The sequence below is a fragment of the Nonomuraea sp. NPDC049624 genome, from assembly GCF_040675255.1.
Lineage (GTDB): Bacteria > Actinomycetota > Actinomycetes > Streptosporangiales > Streptosporangiaceae > Nonomuraea.
Genome location: NZ_JBFAOR010000003.1, coordinates 201,028 through 217,042 on the forward strand (window position 1 = coordinate 201,028; position 16,015 = coordinate 217,042).

Sequence of the window (16,015 nt, forward strand, 5' to 3'; positions counted from 1 at the left end):
TACGTGCGCATCATCGTCAAGCATTCGGGCAAGGTGCTGGCGATCGAGAACGCCAGCCTCAATCAGGGCGCCAGCCTGAACCAGTACGACACCGGCACCCAGGACAACGAGAAGTTCCAGCTGCGCGACGCCGGTGACGGCTACGTGCGCATCATCGTCAAGCATTCGGGCAAGGTGCTGGCGATCGAGAACGCCAGCCTCAATCAGGGCGCCAGCCTGAACCAGTACGACACCGGCACCCGGGACAACGAGAAGTTCCGGCTGGAGCCCATCAGCGACGCCAACTGGTAGCTCACAAGGTTGAGCACGTCCGGCCGTCCGTGCGCCGGACGGCCGGACGTACCTGACATCGCGCGTCACCTGCAAGGGTGACGTGCCCGTCCGCTCGGCTGAGCGCGCATCGCGACCTGAGCCGTGGTCTCGTGGACGTCAGCGAATCCTCGCGGACGCCAGAGGCGCCGGCGTCTCCTGACCCGGCCAGGCACCACGTACCACGACGTCCGCGAGCTCGACGCCGACATCGAGTCGGCGGACGACGACCAGCTCGACCGTGTCTGTCACGATCACCGTCGGGTCGTCCTCGGTGACCCGCTCGATCTCGCGCACCGCCGGCAGCACCACTGCCTCAGCTCCACCACCGAGGACGCTCATATCAGGCTCGCGACGCACCAGACGGCCATCGACCTGCACCAGTTTCTCGGCCTGGCCCGTGCCATTGATGATCGCGCCCGCCAGCGCCGCAGCGTAGACAGGATCACCGACCCCGTCATAGATCCAGCGCATGCCCAGCACCGAGTGCTCGGCGGTGCCCAGCAGCCACGCGTCGGCACCGGGCAACGGCGCCTCCCGGTAGGTGAGCGGCATCTGATGAACCGGGCCGTCACCGACCCGTACCAGTATCGTCTCCATGCCGACCGCGCCGGCCGGGTCGTCGAACCGGAAGGAGGCGACGTGCCGCATCTCGCCGGCCGACCCGCTGTACCAGGGGCGTCCGGGCAACCAGCCGCTCAGCAGCTCAAGCTTCGTAGGCCGAAGGGTCGCCTGGTAGAGCAGTGCCATGGGGGCATCGTAGCGTGATCGAGGAATTCGCCATCGGGAGAACTTCCGCCGCGACCGGTCCGCCGGCGCCCGAACCGGGATCAGCCGAACAGTAGCGTCACGTCCAAGCCGCCCTCGGCGCGTGGAAGGGCCGTCAGCCGTGCGCCGTGCGCCTGGGCGACGGCCCGGACGATCGCCAGGCCCAGTCCGTGACCGCCGGTCGTGTGGGTGCGGGGGGCGCCGAGCCGCTGGAACGGCTGGAAGAGCCGCCGCAGGTCCTGCGGCCGGATGGGCGGGCCGGTGTTGCCGATCGTCAGGCGGGCGCCCTCGCCGGTGAGGCCGGTGGCGATGGTGACGTGTCCGTCGGGGACGTTGTGGTGGAGCGCGTTGTCGACCAGGTTGCCGATCATGCTGGCGATCAGGTCGGGGTCACCGCTGACGGGCGCGGGGTCCAGCGACGTACGAACCGTGACCGTTCGCCCGGCGGCCTCCGAGCGGCGCGACGACACCACCTGCTCGGTGACCTCGGCCAGGTCGACCGGCTCCCGGTGCTCGATGCCCTTCTCTCCTTCGGCCAGCGTGAGGAGGGCGCCGATCAGGCGTTCCTGCCGCGCTCCGAGAGCGAGTGCCTCCTCACACGCGGCCCTCAGGCTCGCCTCACCCGCCTCGGGGTCGGCGAGCGCGACCTGGAGCACGGCGCGCTGACCGGCCAGCGGGGTGCGCAGCTCGTGGGAGGCGTTGGCCACGAAGTGGCGCTGCGCCGCGAACGCGGAGTCCAGCCGCTCGAACAGGTCGTCGAGCGTACGCCCGAGCCTGGTCAGCTCGTCGTCCGGGCCGCGCAGGCCGAGCCGGCGGTTGAGGTTGGTGGCCGAGATCTGCCGGGCGGTCACGGTCATGGCGCGCAGCGGACGGAGGAAGCGCCCGGCCAGCCACCACGCGGCCACCACGGTCAGGGCCACGACGACGATCCCGGTGACCGTGAGCACGGCGTCGACCTGCTGGGCGGAGGCGTCAGGCGGGGGAGCGGCGTCCCCGGCCCGGAGGCGGACCTGGTCCCTGCCGAACAGGAAACCGGCGACCAGCATCATCGGGACGACGACCGCCAGAACCAGTCCGGCGTACAGCGTCGTGAGCTGCGCGCGCAGGGACGGCCGTCGCAAGTGGCTGCGAACGCGGCCGGTCACCGTCGGGTTCATCGCGGGACCCCGATGCGGTAGCCGCCCTCGCGGACGGTGCCGATCACCGGTGGTTCGCCGAGTTTGGCCCGTAACCGGTGCACGGTCGTCTTGACGGCCGTGGTGAACGGGTCAGCGGCCTCGTCCCAGACCCGTTCCAGCAGCTCCTCCGTGGACACGACCCGGTCACCGGCGGCCAGCAGGCACTCCAGCAGCGCGAACTCCTTCGGGGTCAGCTCCAGGCGCCGCGCGCCGCGAAAGGCCACCCGCCTGCCCGGGTCCAGCATCAGGCCCTCCGCCCGGAGGATCGGCGGCACGGCGGGCGCCGAGCGGCGCGCCAGCGCGCGCACGCGGGCCACGAGTTCGGCGAAGTCGAACGGTTTGGGCAGGTAGTCGTCCGCGCCCAGCCCCAGACCCTCGACCCTGTCCCGCACGGTGCCGGCGGCGGTGAGCATCAGCACCCGCGAACCCGTGTCACCGGCGGCGATGTCACGGCACACCTCGTCGCCGGGCGTGCCCGGCAGATCGCGGTCCAGCACCACCACGTCGTACCGGGTGGCGGCCAGGCGGGCCAGAGCGTCGTCGCCGTCGAGGACGACGTCCACCGCCATGCCCTCGCGCCGCAACCCGGTCCCGATCGCCCGCGCCAGAACCTCGAAGTCCTCGACGACCAGCACTCGCACGACCGTCCTCCTCACCCCGGTGGTGGCGCCGTCCCGTCCACCGTTTCCCGTCAATGGCCACGATGCCAGGGATCGGGTGTCGGGCGGGTGTCAGCGGCTGACACCCGGCCGACACCGGCCGTGCCGTACAACCGTCCGTGATCCCCCTCGGAAAGGACGAGACGTGACAGATCCGCGGTTGACCCGGCGCAGGTTCCTCGCCGTCACCGGAGCCGGCACGGCTGCCGGCGGACTGCTGGCCTCCAGCTCGACGGCCGGCTCGACGGGCAGCTCGACGGGCGGCTCGACGGGCACGGGCGAGGTGTCCGCACGGGGCCTCACCCAGGCCGTCCTGTCGGCCTTCGAACACCACCGGCTCGTCGCCGTCGGCGAGTCGCACGGCCAGCAGGAACACGGCGACGCGCAGCAGCTGCTGCTCACGGACCCGCGGTTGCCGGACGTGGTCGACGACATCGTCGTGGAATTCGGCAACGCGCTCTACCAGCCGGTCGTCGACCGGTTCGTCGCCGGCGGGGCCGTCGAGGACCACGTGTTGCGGCAGGTCTGGCGGAACACCACGCAATCGCCCGGGGGCACCGGCGACCAGCCGATCCGTGAGCAGTTCTTCCGTACGGTCCGCGCCGTCAACTGGACGCTGCCCGCCGCGCGGAGGATCCGGGTGCTCCTCGGGGACCCGCCCATCGACTGGTCACGCATCACCACCCAGGACCAGGTGGACGGCTTCCTCGCCCAGCGTGACACCCACATGGCGTCCCTGGTGCGGCGGGAGGTGCTCGCCAGGAACCGCCGGGCGCTGATCTGCTACGGCAGCGGGCACGTGACGCACTCGCCGGAGCGGGGCCAGAACGCCGACCACGCGATCCCGCTGATCGAGGAGCAGACCGGCCGGCGCGTGTACGTGATCGTGGCCGGCAGCCATCCCCGCCTGGCGGCCTGTCCACGGCGTACCGTGATCGCGTGCTCCGGCACCTGGCTGGAGTCGGCCGACGCGGGACACTTCATGGACGCGCCCCGGCTGTGCGGCTTCCCGCTGGGGAAGCTGGCCGACGCCGTCCTGTACCTGGGGCAGCTGAAGGACCTGACGCAGCCGCTGTGGAACCCCGCGATCTTCCTCGATCCGGTGTACTGGGCGGAGCTCCAGAGACGCAACGCGATCAACGGGAACCTCGTCGACCTGGAGGCGTACCGGCGGCAGCAGCCGATCTCCCTGCCCTCCTCACCTCCCGTCAGCTGCTCCTGACAGCGCCGGGCGGGGCGCGCCGTAAGCCTGGTGAAGTGCGTGTGCTGGACGCGGAGGCTGATGAAAGTTTCATGGCGACGCTCTGGCCGGCCCGCCTCGATAGCTCAAGGTGAGCGCGCCCGGCGGCCGCCTCGTCCGGCCGCCGCGCGCCATGGCGCTCTTGACAGCGCCTTTCCGGCTCGTATTTGCTCCCACCGTCCCTTCCATCGGCCCGGAAGAGCTCGACCGGTTGGCACTTTGTTAGCGCTAACATACGAGAGGTGGATGCATGAGACCAGGCGAATCGCGCAGGAGAAGGCGCGCGGGCATCGGAGCCGCCCTGGCGGCTGTGATCACGGCGGCGGCCACCACTCTGGCCATGTTTCTGGTGGGCGCGCCGCAGGCGTCGGCCGCGGTCCTGACCGAGGTGACGAACTTCGGCACCAACCCGGGCGGGCTGCGGATGTACCTCTACGTCCCCGACAGGGTGGCGGCCAGGCCGGGCGTCCTGGTGGCGATGCACGGCTGCAACGGCTGGGCCCCCGGCTTCCACCAGGGCACCGAGTTCGCCTCGCTGGCCGACCGGTACGGCTTCATCGTCATCTACCCGCAGGCGAACAAGAGCGCCAACGGCCTGTCGAACTGCTTCGACGTCTGGTCGAACGAGGCCCTGCGGCACGGCGGCGGCAGCGACCCGGTGTCGATCGTCTCCATGACGAACTACGTGCTGCAACGCTACAACGGCGACCCGCAGCGGGTGTTCGCGACCGGCTTCTCCTCGGGAGCGATGGAGACCAACAACCTGCTCGCCACGTACCCCGACGTCTTCAAGGGCGGAGCGCCGTTCTCGGGCGTCCCCTACGGCTGCCTCGGCCCCGCCGGATGCGGCGACAAGACCCCGCAGCAGTGGGGTGACCTGGCCAGGAACGCCTACCCCGGCTACACCGGGCCCCGGCCGCGCGTCATGGCCTGGCACGGCACCGCCGACTCCGTCCTGCCGTACACGATGTTGCAGGAGGAGGTCGACCAGTGGACCGACGTGCACGGCCTGAGCCAGACCCCCGCCTCCACCGACAGCCCGCAGTCCGGCTGGACGCGGCGTGTCTTCGGTTCCGGGCAGGTCGAGGCGTACACCGTCACCGGCGCCGGACACGACCTGCCCCACCCGGGGATGGCGGCGTACGCCATCCGCTTCTTCGGCCTGGACGGCGGCTCGTCCACCACGACGCCGACCCCGCCACCGGCAGGTCAGATCAGGGGAGTGGCCTCCGGCCGCTGCGTGGACGTGCCCAACGCCGGCACCGCCGACGGCACCGCCGTGCAGCTGTGGGACTGCAACGGCCGCACCAACCAGCAGTGGACGCAGACCCCGGCCGGAGAGCTGAGGGTGTACGGCAACAAGTGCCTGGACGCCGGAGGCGCCGGCAACGGCGCCAGGATCCAGATCTACTCCTGCTGGGGCGGCGACAACCAGAAGTGGCGCCTCAACTCCGACGGCACCATCACCGGCGTCCAGTCCGGGCTGTGCCTCGACGCCGTCGGCGCAGGCAACGGCAACGGGACCGCGCTCCAGCTGTACAGCTGCTCGGGCGGCGCCAACCAGAAGTGGACCCGGACGTGACGCCCCTGGCCCGCCGCGTCGGCCGCGGCCCCGCGACGACCTGGGCATCGCGTGCCGCACTCGCGGCCGCCGCCGTCCTCGTGATGGCCGCCGCCGTGCTGCTGGGCATCAGGCCCGCCGCCGCCGCGTCGCTGACCCGGGTCACCGGCTTCGGCAACAACCCGACCAACCTGAACATGTACATCTATGTCCCGGACCGGGTGGCGGCGAGGCCGGCGCTGCTGGTCATGGTGCACTACTGCACCGGCTCGGCCTCCGGGGTGTTCAACGGCGTCGGGCACGACTACGTCACCGCCGCCGACCAGTACGGATACCTCATCGTGGTCCCGGAGGCCACCCGCAGCGGCCAGTGCTTCGACGTGTCCACTCCGGCCGCGCTGAGACGTGACGGCGGCGGGGACTCCACCGGGATCATGTCGATGGTCGGCTACGCCCGGCAGCGGTACAACGTGGACCCCGCCAAGATCGTGGTCAGCGGCTTCTCCTCGGGCGCGATGATGACGAACGTACTCGCCGCGCAGTACCCCGACGTGTTCTCGGCCGCCGCGGCGTTCTCCGGCGTCCCGGCCGGATGCTTCGCCACCGCCGACGGATCCTTGTGGAACAGCGAGTGCTCCGGCGGCCGGATCGTCAAGACCGCCCAGCAGTGGGGCGACCAGGCCCGCGCCATGTTCCCCGGCTACACCGGCGCCTACCCGCGCATGCAGCTCTGGCACGGCACCGTCGACACCACCCTGGCCTACGCCAACTTCGGCGAGGAGATCAAGCAGTGGTCCGGCCTGAACGGGGTGAGCCAGACCCCCGCGTACACCGACAGCCCGCGCTCGGGCGTCACCCGCACCCGGTACGGCGGCACCGGGAACCAGCCGCGGGTCGAGGGGCTCAGCTTCGCGGGGCAGGGCCACTCCCTGCCGTTGACGGGCATGTTCCCTTACGCCCTCTCCTTCCTCGGACTCGACGGCACCTCGCCCGGCCCGGCGCCCGGCGGCCAGGTCAGGAACGCGGGGTCGGGCAGGTGTCTCGACGTCGCGGGCGCCTCGCAGGCCAACGGCGCCCAGGCGCAGATCTGGGACTGCCACGGGCAGCCCAACCAGCAGTGGACGTCCACCGCCTCCGGTGAGCTGCGCGTGTACGGCGGCAAGTGCCTGGACGTGGCCAACCGGAGCACCGCCGACGGCGCCGGCGTGATCATCTGGGACTGCAGCGGCCAGAGCAACCAGCAGTGGCGCTTCAACGCCGACGGCTCGATCACCGCCGTCGGTGCGAACAAGTGCCTGGACGTGCCGAGCAACAGCACCGCCAACGGCGTCAAGCTCCAGATCTGGTCCTGCAGCGGCGCCGCCAACCAGCGCTGGACCCGCACCGGCTCATGACGACACCCAGGAGGTGGAGAAGCGAATGCGCAGCATTCTCGGCCTGACGACGGCCGCGTTACTGGCGGCCGGCTCCCTCGTCGCGATCGGCGGTGCCACGTCCCCGGCCGTCGCGCTGGAGAACGGCCTCGCCCGCACCCCGCAGATGGGCTGGAACGACTGGAACAGCTTCGGCTGCAACGTCAACGACGGCCTCGTCCGCCAGACGGCCGACGCCATGGTCTCCAGTGGCATGGCGGCGGCGGGCTACACCTACGTCAACATCGACGACTGCTGGTCCACCAAGAGCCGGAACGCGAGCGGCGACCTGGTGCCGGATCCGCAGAAGTTCCCCCACGGCATCAAGGCTCTGGCCGACTACGTGCACTCCAAGGGGCTCAAGCTCGGCATCTACTCCTCGGCCGGCACCACGACGTGCGCGGGCTACCCGGCCAGCCTGGGCTACGAGCGGCGGGACGCGGCCCTGTGGGCGTCGTGGGGGATCGACTATCTGAAATACGACAACTGCGGCGACCACCGCGGCATGAACGGGCAACAGCGGTACACGGCCATGCGGGACGCGCTGGCCGCCGCCGGCCGCCCGATCGTGTACAGCCTGTGCAACTGGGGCCAGGAGAACGTGTGGACCTGGGGAGCGCCGGTGGGCAACTCCTGGCGTGACACCGGCGACATCGCGGCCAACTGGAATTCCATCATGGGCATCCTGGACCAGCAGGTCGGGCTGGAGTCGTACTCGGGCCCGGGGGGCTGGAACGACCCGGACATGCTGGAGGTCGGCGTCGGTTCGGTGACGGGCACCGAGGGGCGCGCGCACTTCAGCCTGTGGTCGCTGCTGAACGCGCCGCTCATCGCCGGCAACGACCTCCGTACGATGAGCGCCGACACGCGCGCCATCCTCACCAACACCGAGGTCATCGCGGTCAACCAGGACTGGGGCGGCCGGCAGGGCCACAAGATCAGCGACAACGGCGACCTGGAGGTCTGGCGCAAGCCGATGAAGAACGGCTCGGTCGCGGTCGTCCTGCTCAACCGGGGCACCTCGACCGCGACCGTCTCCACCACCGCCGCGGCCCTCGGGCTGGGCTCGGCGTCCTCCTACTCCGTGCGTGACCTGTGGGCGCACACGACGTCCTCCTCGCCGGGGACGATCAGCGCGCCGGTCCCCGGGCACGGGGCGGCCATGTACGTCGTGACGGGAGGCGGCATCGTCCCGCCTGCCACGGTCGCGATCAAGGGAGTGGGCTCGGGACGGTGCCTCGACGTCGCCGGCGCCTCGCAGGCCAACGGCGCCCAGGCGCAGATCTGGGACTGCCACGGCCAGGCCAACCAGCAGTGGACGCCCACCGCGAGCGGCGAACTGCGCGTCTACGGCGGCAAGTGCCTGGACGTGTACGACGGCGGAACCACCGACGGCACCAACGTCATCATCTGGGACTGCAACGGCCAGAGCAACCAGCAGTGGCGGTTCAACGCCGACGGCACCCTCACCGCCGTCGGTGCGAACAAGTGCCTGGACGTGCCGAACAACGCCACCGCCAACGGCACCAAGCTGACCATCTGGTCGTGCAACGGCGGCGCCAACCAGCGCTGGACCCGTAGCTAACCCGTCGTCCCGGGAGCGATCGTGAGAATGGCATTACGGTTTCCGGCCACCACAGGAGCCGGACGCGGAATCGTAGGGGTGCTGGTGCTGCTCGGGCTCGTGGCGCTGCTGCCCGCCCACCCTGCCAGGGCGGACAATCCGATCATCCAGACCGTCTACACCGCCGACCCGGCGCCGCTGGTGCACAACGGACGGGTGTACCTCTACACCGGCCACGACGAGGACGGCTCGACCTGGTTCACCATGAAGGACTGGCGGGTCTGGTCCTCCGCCGACATGGTGAACTGGACCGACCACGGATCCCCGCTGAGCCTGACCACCTTCAGCTGGGCGAAGTCCGACGCCTGGGCGGGACAGACCATCTACCGGAACGGCAGGTTCTACTGGTACGTGCCCACGACCAACCGGGCGACCGGCCGCATGGCCATCGGGGTGGCCGTCTCCGACAGTCCGACCGGGCCGTTCAGGGACGCACTCGGACGGCCGCTGATCGAGAACGGCGAGATCGACCCGACGGTCTTCATCGACGACGACGGGCAGGCCTACCTCTACTGGGGCAACCCGCACCTCTGGTACGTGAAGCTGAACGCCGACATGACCTCCTACTCGGGAAGCGCGACGCAGATCCCGCTCACCACGGCGGGATTCGGCGCCAGGACGGGTGACGCCAACCGCCCGACGCTGTTCGAAGAGGGGCCCTGGGTCTACAAGCGGAACGGTCTGTACTACCTGGTGTTCGCGGCCAAGTGCTGCTCGGAGTTCATCGCCTACTCCACGGCCCCCGGCCCCACCGGGCCCTGGACCTACCGAGGGACGATCATGCCCACGCAGGGCGGCAGCTTCACCAACCACGCGGGGATCGTCGACTTCCAGGGCGGCTCGTACTTCTTCTACCACAACGGCGCACTGCCGGGCGGCGGCGGCTTCACCCGTTCGGTGGCCGTGGAGAAGTTCACCTACGGCTCCGGCGGCACGATCCCGACGATCAACATGACCGCGTCCGGGGCGCCCCAGGTGGGCACCCTCGATCCGTACGTCCGCCAGGAGGCCGAGACGATCGCCTGGGAGTCGGGGGTCGAGACCGAGCCCTCCAGTGAAGGCGGGATGAACGTCGGCTGGATCGAGAACGGCGACTACATCAAGGTCAAGGGCGTCGCGTTCGGCGCCGGCGCCAGGACCTTCACCGCGCGGGTCGCCTCGGCGTCCGCCGGCGGCAGGCTCGAACTCCACCTGGACGGCGTCAACGGCCCGTCGGCCGGGACGTGCACCGTGCCGGGCACGGGCGGCTGGCAGACCTGGACCACCGTGTCCTGTCCGGTCAGCGGCGCGACCGGCACCCGCGACCTGTACCTGAGGTTCACCGGCGGAAGCGGCTACCTGTTCAACATGAACTGGTGGCAGTTCAGCTGACGTCGCATCCCCACGCGTCACCGGCGTCACCGCCCTCGCCGGAGGGCGGTGACGCCACCCCGCAGCACGCGGGTGCGGTACGGCCCCGCCGCCGTGGCGGGCGGAGGGGCCATGACCTGCTGGGGCCGATCTATCCGAGCACCGGGTAGTTCGCGCGGAACACGTTGTGCGGGTCACGGGCCCGCTTGATCTTCCGCAGCCGCGCGAGCGCGTCGCCGGAGAAGGACTGCGCCGCCGTCTCGCCGGGGGACAGCAGGGTGTACGGCTTGCGGCCGCTGACGTACGCCTCCAGATCGGCCACGACCTCGGCCTGCTTGGCGCGCGTCGCGTCGGCCGCGTGCGGCAGGCCGAGACCCACCAGTCCGAGCAGGTACGGTTCAGCCACCGCGCCGCTGGCGCCGGCCCCGCCGTCCGGCTCGGCGAGCGCGCCGCCCAGGTGCCTGATCTGCACGTTGACGAGCGGCTCGATCGGCTTGGCCAGCAGCAGCTCCACCGCGTCCGCGTCCAGCCCGGTGAGCAGCTCCGCCCGAGCGATGGACGGGACCGGGCCGGTGGGTTCGGCGGATATGTCACCCAGGTCGGCAACCGGGACGACGCCGCGGCTGTCGGAGATCGCGTCCTCGATCTTGTCGATGCGCGCCAGCAGGTCCGCCCCCTGCGCCGCCTCGCCCAGGTAGGCCAGATCCAGCGTCACCATCGGCGGCGCGCCGGGGGGCTGGAGCCGGTTGATCCAGACACTGAGTTCACGCGGCGCGTCGGCGGTGATCTCCAGGAACGCGTCGTACACCTCCCTGGTCCGGTGCTCGGGCCAGATCACGCGCCCGCCGTACAGGTCCGGAGCGGGATACAGGTCGAGTTCGAGGGCGGTCACCACCGCGAAGTCCCCGCCGCCGCCGCGCAGCGCCCAGAACAGGTCCGGGTCGGACTCGGCGGTCACCCGGCCCGGCTCGCCGTCGGCGTCCACGATCTCGATGGCCCGCACGCTGTCGGAGGCCAAGCCGTACGCGCGGCTGAACCAGCCGACCCCACCGCCCAGGGTGTAGCCGGTCACGCTGACCCCCGGCGCGCTGCCGGACAGGCCGGTCAGACCCAGCGGACCGGCCGCCGCCAGCACCTGCCCCCACTTCACGCCCGCGCCCACCCGGACCACGCGCTCCTGCGGGCGTACCTCCACCTCGTTCAACCGGCCGGTACGCAACAGGATCAGGCCGTCCACATCGCCCGAGGCGCCATGCCCGCTCGGCTGCGCGGTCACCGTCATGCCCGCCCGCCGGGCGTAACGCACGAGCGCCGTCACGTCATCGGCATCCGCGGCCTCCGCCACGGCCGCCACCGGCTGCCTCACGGTCAGGTTCCACGCGGTGGCCGCCTGTTGGAAGCCGTCGTCACCGGGCAGGAGCACACGCCCCTTGAGGACACCGGCCAAATCGTTGATCGTCATTGTCGTCTCCCTGGTCGAGTTGTCAGAAAAATGTGGGCGTCAGGCGGGCTGCGCGGCGGTCGCGGGGGCGGTGCCGGCCTCGCGGAGGGTCAGCAACCCCGTGACCGCGATCAGCGCCGCGGTCAGGCCGTGGACGCCGAGCGCGACGGCCGTGGATCCGTGGTGGGCCAGGACGTTGACCATGTCGCCGAACGGGGCGACGGCCGTCATCAGCAGGACCCAGCCCAACGGGCGGCGGTGACCTGTCACCAGCAGGACGCCCATGGCCAGGCCCATCGCGATCTCGCGGCTGCCCTTCACGATGGAGAAGCCGCTGCCGTCAGAGGGCCAGTTCGCCAGCCCCGGGAAGGTGGTCCCGAGGGGCAGGACGAAGGACAACCCGAGGTAGAGGGTGAACAGGACGACGACGGCGGCCAGGACGGTGTTGAGCTTCTTCAGCGACATGGTCGTTCTCCTTTGTCTGTACGGACGGTCAGGAAGTTCAGCCGCGGACACGGCGGATGTGGCGGGCGTAGCGGGGGCGGCCGATGACGTGCCAGATGACGCGGACCGGAGCGGGAAGGCCGCGGAGGACGATGGCGCGCTCGGCCGGGTTCGCGTCCTCCAGGACGGCGCCGCAGAGCGTGAGCAGGGTGAGTTTGGGCGTGTTGTGCACCAGGTGGTCGCCCAGGGAGGCCCACTCCCGTGGGGTGATGTGCTTGGCCGCTAGCGGGAGGAGGGTGGCCTCCTCGTCGCGGAGGTGTTCCAGCAGGACCGCGCGGTGCTCGCAGAGCGCGGCCGCCAGGGCGTCGCGCTCGTCGGCGCCCGCGGTGGCCTCCCAGGCGGGGAACGCGGCGTCCAGCCTGCTCAGGGTGGCCGCGACGCGTTCGTGCTGGGCCTGCATGCGCAGGACGACGTCGGCCTCCAGGTCCACCCGGGAGAGCAGCGGCGGCCACAGCAGCTCGTCCTCGGCCTCGTGATGGTTGCGCAGGCCCAGCCGGTAGAGGCGGAAGTGGCCGGAGATCACCTTGGCGCGAGCGGTGTCACCCGGGGCGACGGCCGCGACGAGCTCCACCAGCAGCCGCGACTCACGGCGGAGCACGCGGTGGACGATCTCCATGTCCTGGGCGTTGACGCTCATCTGTTCCCGCTCCTTCATCGGTTGCGATGTGTTCAGCCTGCTCCTGGGTCTTTGGAAGGCATTTGGAAGGGATTTGGAACGTCCACGTCAGATGCGCGGATCATGGTCTTCACCGCTGGACACGAGCCCCGCCGTCCCGGCCCCCCGGCCGGTCAGCGTTCGATGGGACTGCCGCGGGATGAACGTGCCGTCGTTGGTCCTGGTGATGTCGAAGGAGGCCACCACGTAGGCGCCGTCACGATGGAGCGGCAGCACGTCCACGTTGGGTTTGTCCGCTTGGCGGCGCCATGACCAGGTGGAATCGGCCACCCGCGTTCCCGGATCGGCGCGGAAGGGGGGCCGCCGCTCCCGTGGAGCCGCGTACTCGGCCGGGGGAGGGGCTTGTGGTGGCCGCGTCGCCGCGTCCGGCCCTGTTGCTTGATGGAGTAGGAGATCTCCACGCGGCGGTTCCTGGCCCGCCCTGCCGGATTGTCGCTGCCGTCCCGCGGCTTGTATAAGTCAATGCTGATAGAGCGGAGGATGGTTGGGGCGACCTCGGCGAACTGGCCGCGTCAGAACTCCCAGGTGTCGTCGCGCAGGAGCACCACCTTCCCGCCGGGCCCCAGCCCGGTGACCGTGACGTCCGGGCCGCCGACCATGAAGTCGACGTGCACGCGCGAGGTGTTCACGCCCGCCGCGTCCAGCCGTGCGGGGTCGTCCGTACGCAGGTGGGCGGGCACGCCCGGAGGCAGCCCTGCGCCCCAGGCCAGGTGGCAGGTGGCGTTCTCGTCCAGAAGGGTCTCCAGGTAGGTGATGCCGCTTTCGCCCACCCGCGAGGAACGGTCGACCAGAGCGAGCTCGCCCAGCCGGGCGGCGCCCGCGTCGGTGGCCTGGTGCGCGCGGACGACCTCGGCTCCGGCGCTCGCCCTGACATCGGTCACGACGCCGTCGGCGAAGGTCAGCTCCAGGTCGCGGATGAGGGTGCCGTCGAGGGACAGCGGCCGGGTGGCGCGGACCGTACCGGTGACGCGGCGGTAGTCAGGGGTGGTGAACACCTCCTCGGTCGGCAGGTTGGCCTGGAACGGGCGGCCGTTGACGTCCTCCAGGCGGGCGGCGGTCCAGTGGGCGTCCGGGAGCAGGCCGATGGTCAGGTCGGTGCCGGGGCCCTCGAACCGCACGGCGTCCAGGCGCATGTCGGTGAGCCGTCGAGCGCGATCGAGCAGTTCGGCGATGCGCTGCCGCCACGCCTCGCGCGGATCGGGCTCGTCGAGACGGAGGATGCGGCGCAGGTGCCGCCACAGCCTGGCCTGGTCGGGTTCGCCGAAGACGGCACGGGCCCACTCGGGGGTCGCGTAGGGGACGATCGTCCAGCGGACCAGGTTGTTGAGCTGGAGCCGCTGCCGTGAGGTCAGCGCCGGCATGCGGTCCAGCCCGACGCGGATCGGATGGAGTCCGGCCAGGAGGTCGGGGGCGGCGGTGCCGCGGACGTTGACGATGATGCCGCCGTTCCGCCCCAGCTCGTCGTTGCGGGCGTCGAGCCACGAGGGCACCTCGGCCAGGCTCGCGGTGTCGGCGTGCCGGAGTCGGGAGCGTTTGGCGTGCGGGTCGAAGTACCAGATGTCGGCGTAGCGGGCGCCTCGGGCGTAGGCGGCCTCGGCCAGGGCGCGGGCGAGCGGGGCGTGCTCGATCTCGGCGTTGATCAGCACCCGGTCGTCCGCCAGCAGGGGCACGGCCACGTCGAACACGACGTCGGCATAGTCGGACAGGTCAGCGGGGGGAATGGTCAAGGGGGGCTCCTTCGCGTTCGTTGTGGTGCATGGGCGGGAACAGCAGCGCTCCGGCGGACGGCGACGAGGACGCCGTCGTGGACCAGGAGATGGAGACCGCAGGTGACGGCCGGCGAGACGCCCACCATGCCCGCCTGCCGGCCCAGCGGGCCGGTGAGGTGTCGCGGAACCGCCGGGACGAGCGGTCCGATCGGCAGGAACGCGCCGGCCGCGCAGGAGAGCAGGCGGCCGATCACTGTTCGTCACGTAGTTCGAGCAGGAGCGCGGTCATGCTGACCTTGACGCCGTCGTGCGGCGGTCCGGCCTTGTCGTGCAGGAGCGCCACGGCCTGGTCGATCAGGCCGACGATCTCCTCCCAGACAGGCCTGGCCAGCCACACCTCGGCGTCCATGGACGTGCGCCGGCGAGCGGTCTCAGCCAGGCGCCTGGCCAGGTCGGTGCTCATCGCCTGGTGAAGAAGCTGCTGTCCCTCGGACCGGTCGAGGCGCTCACCACTGGACGGGTCGTACCGGTAGAGCAGCTGCGGGCGGCCCTTGCCTGCCCGCGGACGCTCCTCCGTCTGCTGGAGGAAGCCCGCCTTGGCCAACTGGCGCAGGTGGTAGCTGGCCGAGGCGTGCGCGATGCCGAGCTCGTCGGCGACCTCGGTGGCCGACATCGACGCGCCGGTGAGCAGCGACACGATGCGGATACGCAGCGGGTTGGCGAGGGCGCGCAGGGGAACAAGATCGTCCCGGTTTTCCAAAGACACCTTGGGATAATAATTTTCCCAACGACTCTTGGGAAGGGGTGGCTCACGGATGCTGCTGACGATCCTTGGCGGATGCGGTGCCTGGCCGGCGGCGGGTCAGGCCTGCAGTGGTTACCTCGTGGAGCACGACGGGTTCAGGCTGCTCGTCGACCTTGGCTCCGGGACGGTGCCGCGGCTGCTGGAACGGGTCGGCGCCGATCAGATCGATGCGGTGTTCATCAGCCACGGACATCCCGACCACTGCGCCGACCTGAACCCGCTGTTGCGGGCGCGCACCATGCGTGATGACCCGTCGGCGCCGTTGCCGGTGTACTCGCTGCCCGGCGCCCTGGACGCGGTGCTCGCGCTGGACCGCCCGGGAGTGCTGGCCGACGCCTACGTCCTGCACGAGTTCGCCGTCGGCAGCGCATTCGACCTCGGCCCGTTTCGCGCACAGACTCGCCTGCTGCCGCACTCGGTCCCCAATGCCGGCGTACGGCTGACAGCGGGCGGACGGGTGCTCGCCTATACCGGCGACAGCGGCCCGAGCCCCGACAGGGTGGAACTGGCGCGTGACGCTGACCTGCTGCTGGCCGAGGCCACCTATGTGGACCAGGTCCCGGAGGATTTGCGACGTCACCTGACCGGCGCCCGTCAGGCAGGTCGGCAGGCGCTGGAGGCCCACGTCCGGCACCTGCTCCTGACGCACCTGCAGCCGGGCACGGACACCTCGGCCGCGCGGGCCGCCGCCGGGGCCGAATACGACGGTGAGATCGGCATCGCCACGTCCGGTCTCGTCTTCGACCTGTCGTGAGCCGAGGTCTCAGGGGGCGAAGAAC

The 16,015-nt window shown here is 70.9% G+C and carries 16 protein-coding genes; 7 read left to right on the forward strand and 9 right to left on the reverse strand.

The genetic code is table 11. The features are described 5' to 3' along the window. Positions 1–291, forward strand: a 291-nt coding sequence (locus AB0J76_RS12495; RefSeq protein WP_364389438.1) for an RICIN domain-containing protein, incomplete at its 5' end; no start/stop codon positions are given. 138 nt (positions 292–429) lie between these two features. Here AB0J76_RS12495 and AB0J76_RS12500 read toward each other — a convergent pair. The 3 genes from AB0J76_RS12500 to AB0J76_RS12510 form a co-directional block, all read right to left on the reverse strand. Then, the gene (locus AB0J76_RS12500; protein WP_352328014.1) at positions 430–1,059 is read right to left on the reverse strand and encodes a hypothetical protein; all 630 of its coding nucleotides are present in this window, start codon (positions 1,057–1,059) and stop codon (positions 430–432) included. Positions 1,060–1,139: 80 nt separating this feature from the next. Further along, the gene (locus tag AB0J76_RS12505) at positions 1,140–2,234 is read right to left on the reverse strand and encodes a HAMP domain-containing sensor histidine kinase (RefSeq protein ID WP_364389440.1); all 1,095 of its coding nucleotides are present in this window, start codon (positions 2,232–2,234) and stop codon (positions 1,140–1,142) included. Continuing rightward, entirely contained in the window at positions 2,231–2,896 is a 666-nt protein-coding gene (locus tag AB0J76_RS12510; protein ID WP_352328012.1) for a response regulator transcription factor, read from the reverse strand. Before AB0J76_RS12510 ends, AB0J76_RS12505 begins: the two co-directional genes overlap by 4 nt. A gap of 163 nt (positions 2,897–3,059) precedes the next feature. Between AB0J76_RS12510 and AB0J76_RS12515 the strand changes: the two genes are divergently transcribed. The 5 genes from AB0J76_RS12515 to AB0J76_RS12535 all read left to right on the forward strand — a co-directional run bounded on the left by AB0J76_RS12515 (position 3,060) and on the right by AB0J76_RS12535 (position 10,122). Continuing rightward, a complete protein-coding gene (locus AB0J76_RS12515) occupies positions 3,060–4,136 on the forward strand; it encodes a hypothetical protein (RefSeq protein WP_352328011.1) in 1,077 nt (358 codons plus the stop codon). Positions 4,137–4,404: 268 nt separating this feature from the next. Then, complete coding sequence (locus AB0J76_RS12520) at positions 4,405–5,736, forward strand: PHB depolymerase family esterase (protein WP_352328010.1); 1,332 nt, start codon at positions 4,405–4,407, stop codon at positions 5,734–5,736. Beyond that, entirely contained in the window at positions 5,733–7,109 is a 1,377-nt protein-coding gene (locus tag AB0J76_RS12525) for a PHB depolymerase family esterase (RefSeq protein ID WP_352328009.1), read from the forward strand. The genes AB0J76_RS12520 and AB0J76_RS12525 overlap by 4 nt, the downstream gene beginning before the upstream one ends. Before the next feature lie 25 nt (positions 7,110–7,134). Then, positions 7,135–8,712: a lectin gene (locus AB0J76_RS12530; RefSeq protein ID WP_352328008.1), complete on the forward strand. Its 1,578-nt coding sequence runs from the start codon at positions 7,135–7,137 to the stop codon at positions 8,710–8,712. A 78-nt stretch (positions 8,713–8,790) separates the two neighbouring features. Continuing rightward, on the forward strand, positions 8,791–10,122 hold the full coding sequence (locus AB0J76_RS12535; RefSeq protein WP_352328007.1) for a glycoside hydrolase family 43 protein: 1,332 nt from the start codon (positions 8,791–8,793) through the stop codon (positions 10,120–10,122). 130 nt (positions 10,123–10,252) lie between these two features. On the opposite strand, the gene AB0J76_RS12540 is transcribed toward AB0J76_RS12535, so the two are convergent. The 6 genes from AB0J76_RS12540 to AB0J76_RS12565 form a co-directional block, all read right to left on the reverse strand. After that, on the reverse strand, positions 10,253–11,563 hold the full coding sequence (locus AB0J76_RS12540; protein ID WP_352324367.1) for an FAD-binding oxidoreductase: 1,311 nt from the start codon (positions 11,561–11,563) through the stop codon (positions 10,253–10,255). Positions 11,564–11,602: 39 nt separating this feature from the next. Then, positions 11,603–12,007 carry a DUF4267 domain-containing protein gene (locus AB0J76_RS12545; protein WP_352324366.1) on the reverse strand — a complete coding sequence of 135 codons (405 nt, stop codon included), beginning with the start codon at positions 12,005–12,007 and terminating at the stop codon, positions 11,603–11,605. A gap of 37 nt (positions 12,008–12,044) precedes the next feature. Next, positions 12,045–12,683: a hemerythrin domain-containing protein gene (locus AB0J76_RS12550; protein ID WP_352324365.1), complete on the reverse strand. Its 639-nt coding sequence runs from the start codon at positions 12,681–12,683 to the stop codon at positions 12,045–12,047. Between the two features lie 87 nt (positions 12,684–12,770). Then, on the reverse strand, positions 12,771–12,944 hold the full coding sequence (locus AB0J76_RS12555) for a hypothetical protein (protein WP_352324364.1): 174 nt from the start codon (positions 12,942–12,944) through the stop codon (positions 12,771–12,773). Positions 12,945–13,234: 290 nt separating this feature from the next. Continuing rightward, complete coding sequence (locus AB0J76_RS12560; protein ID WP_352324363.1) at positions 13,235–14,449, reverse strand: aminopeptidase; 1,215 nt, start codon at positions 14,447–14,449, stop codon at positions 13,235–13,237. Between the two features lie 232 nt (positions 14,450–14,681). Further along, positions 14,682–15,197 carry a helix-turn-helix domain-containing protein gene (locus tag AB0J76_RS12565; protein WP_352324361.1) on the reverse strand — a complete coding sequence of 172 codons (516 nt, stop codon included), beginning with the start codon at positions 15,195–15,197 and terminating at the stop codon, positions 14,682–14,684. A gap of 49 nt (positions 15,198–15,246) precedes the next feature. Here AB0J76_RS12565 and AB0J76_RS12570 point away from each other — a divergent pair, with 49 nt between their 5' ends. Beyond that, on the forward strand, positions 15,247–15,990 hold the full coding sequence (locus AB0J76_RS12570) for an MBL fold metallo-hydrolase (protein ID WP_352324360.1): 744 nt from the start codon (positions 15,247–15,249) through the stop codon (positions 15,988–15,990). The last annotated feature ends 25 nt before the right edge of the window (positions 15,991–16,015 follow it).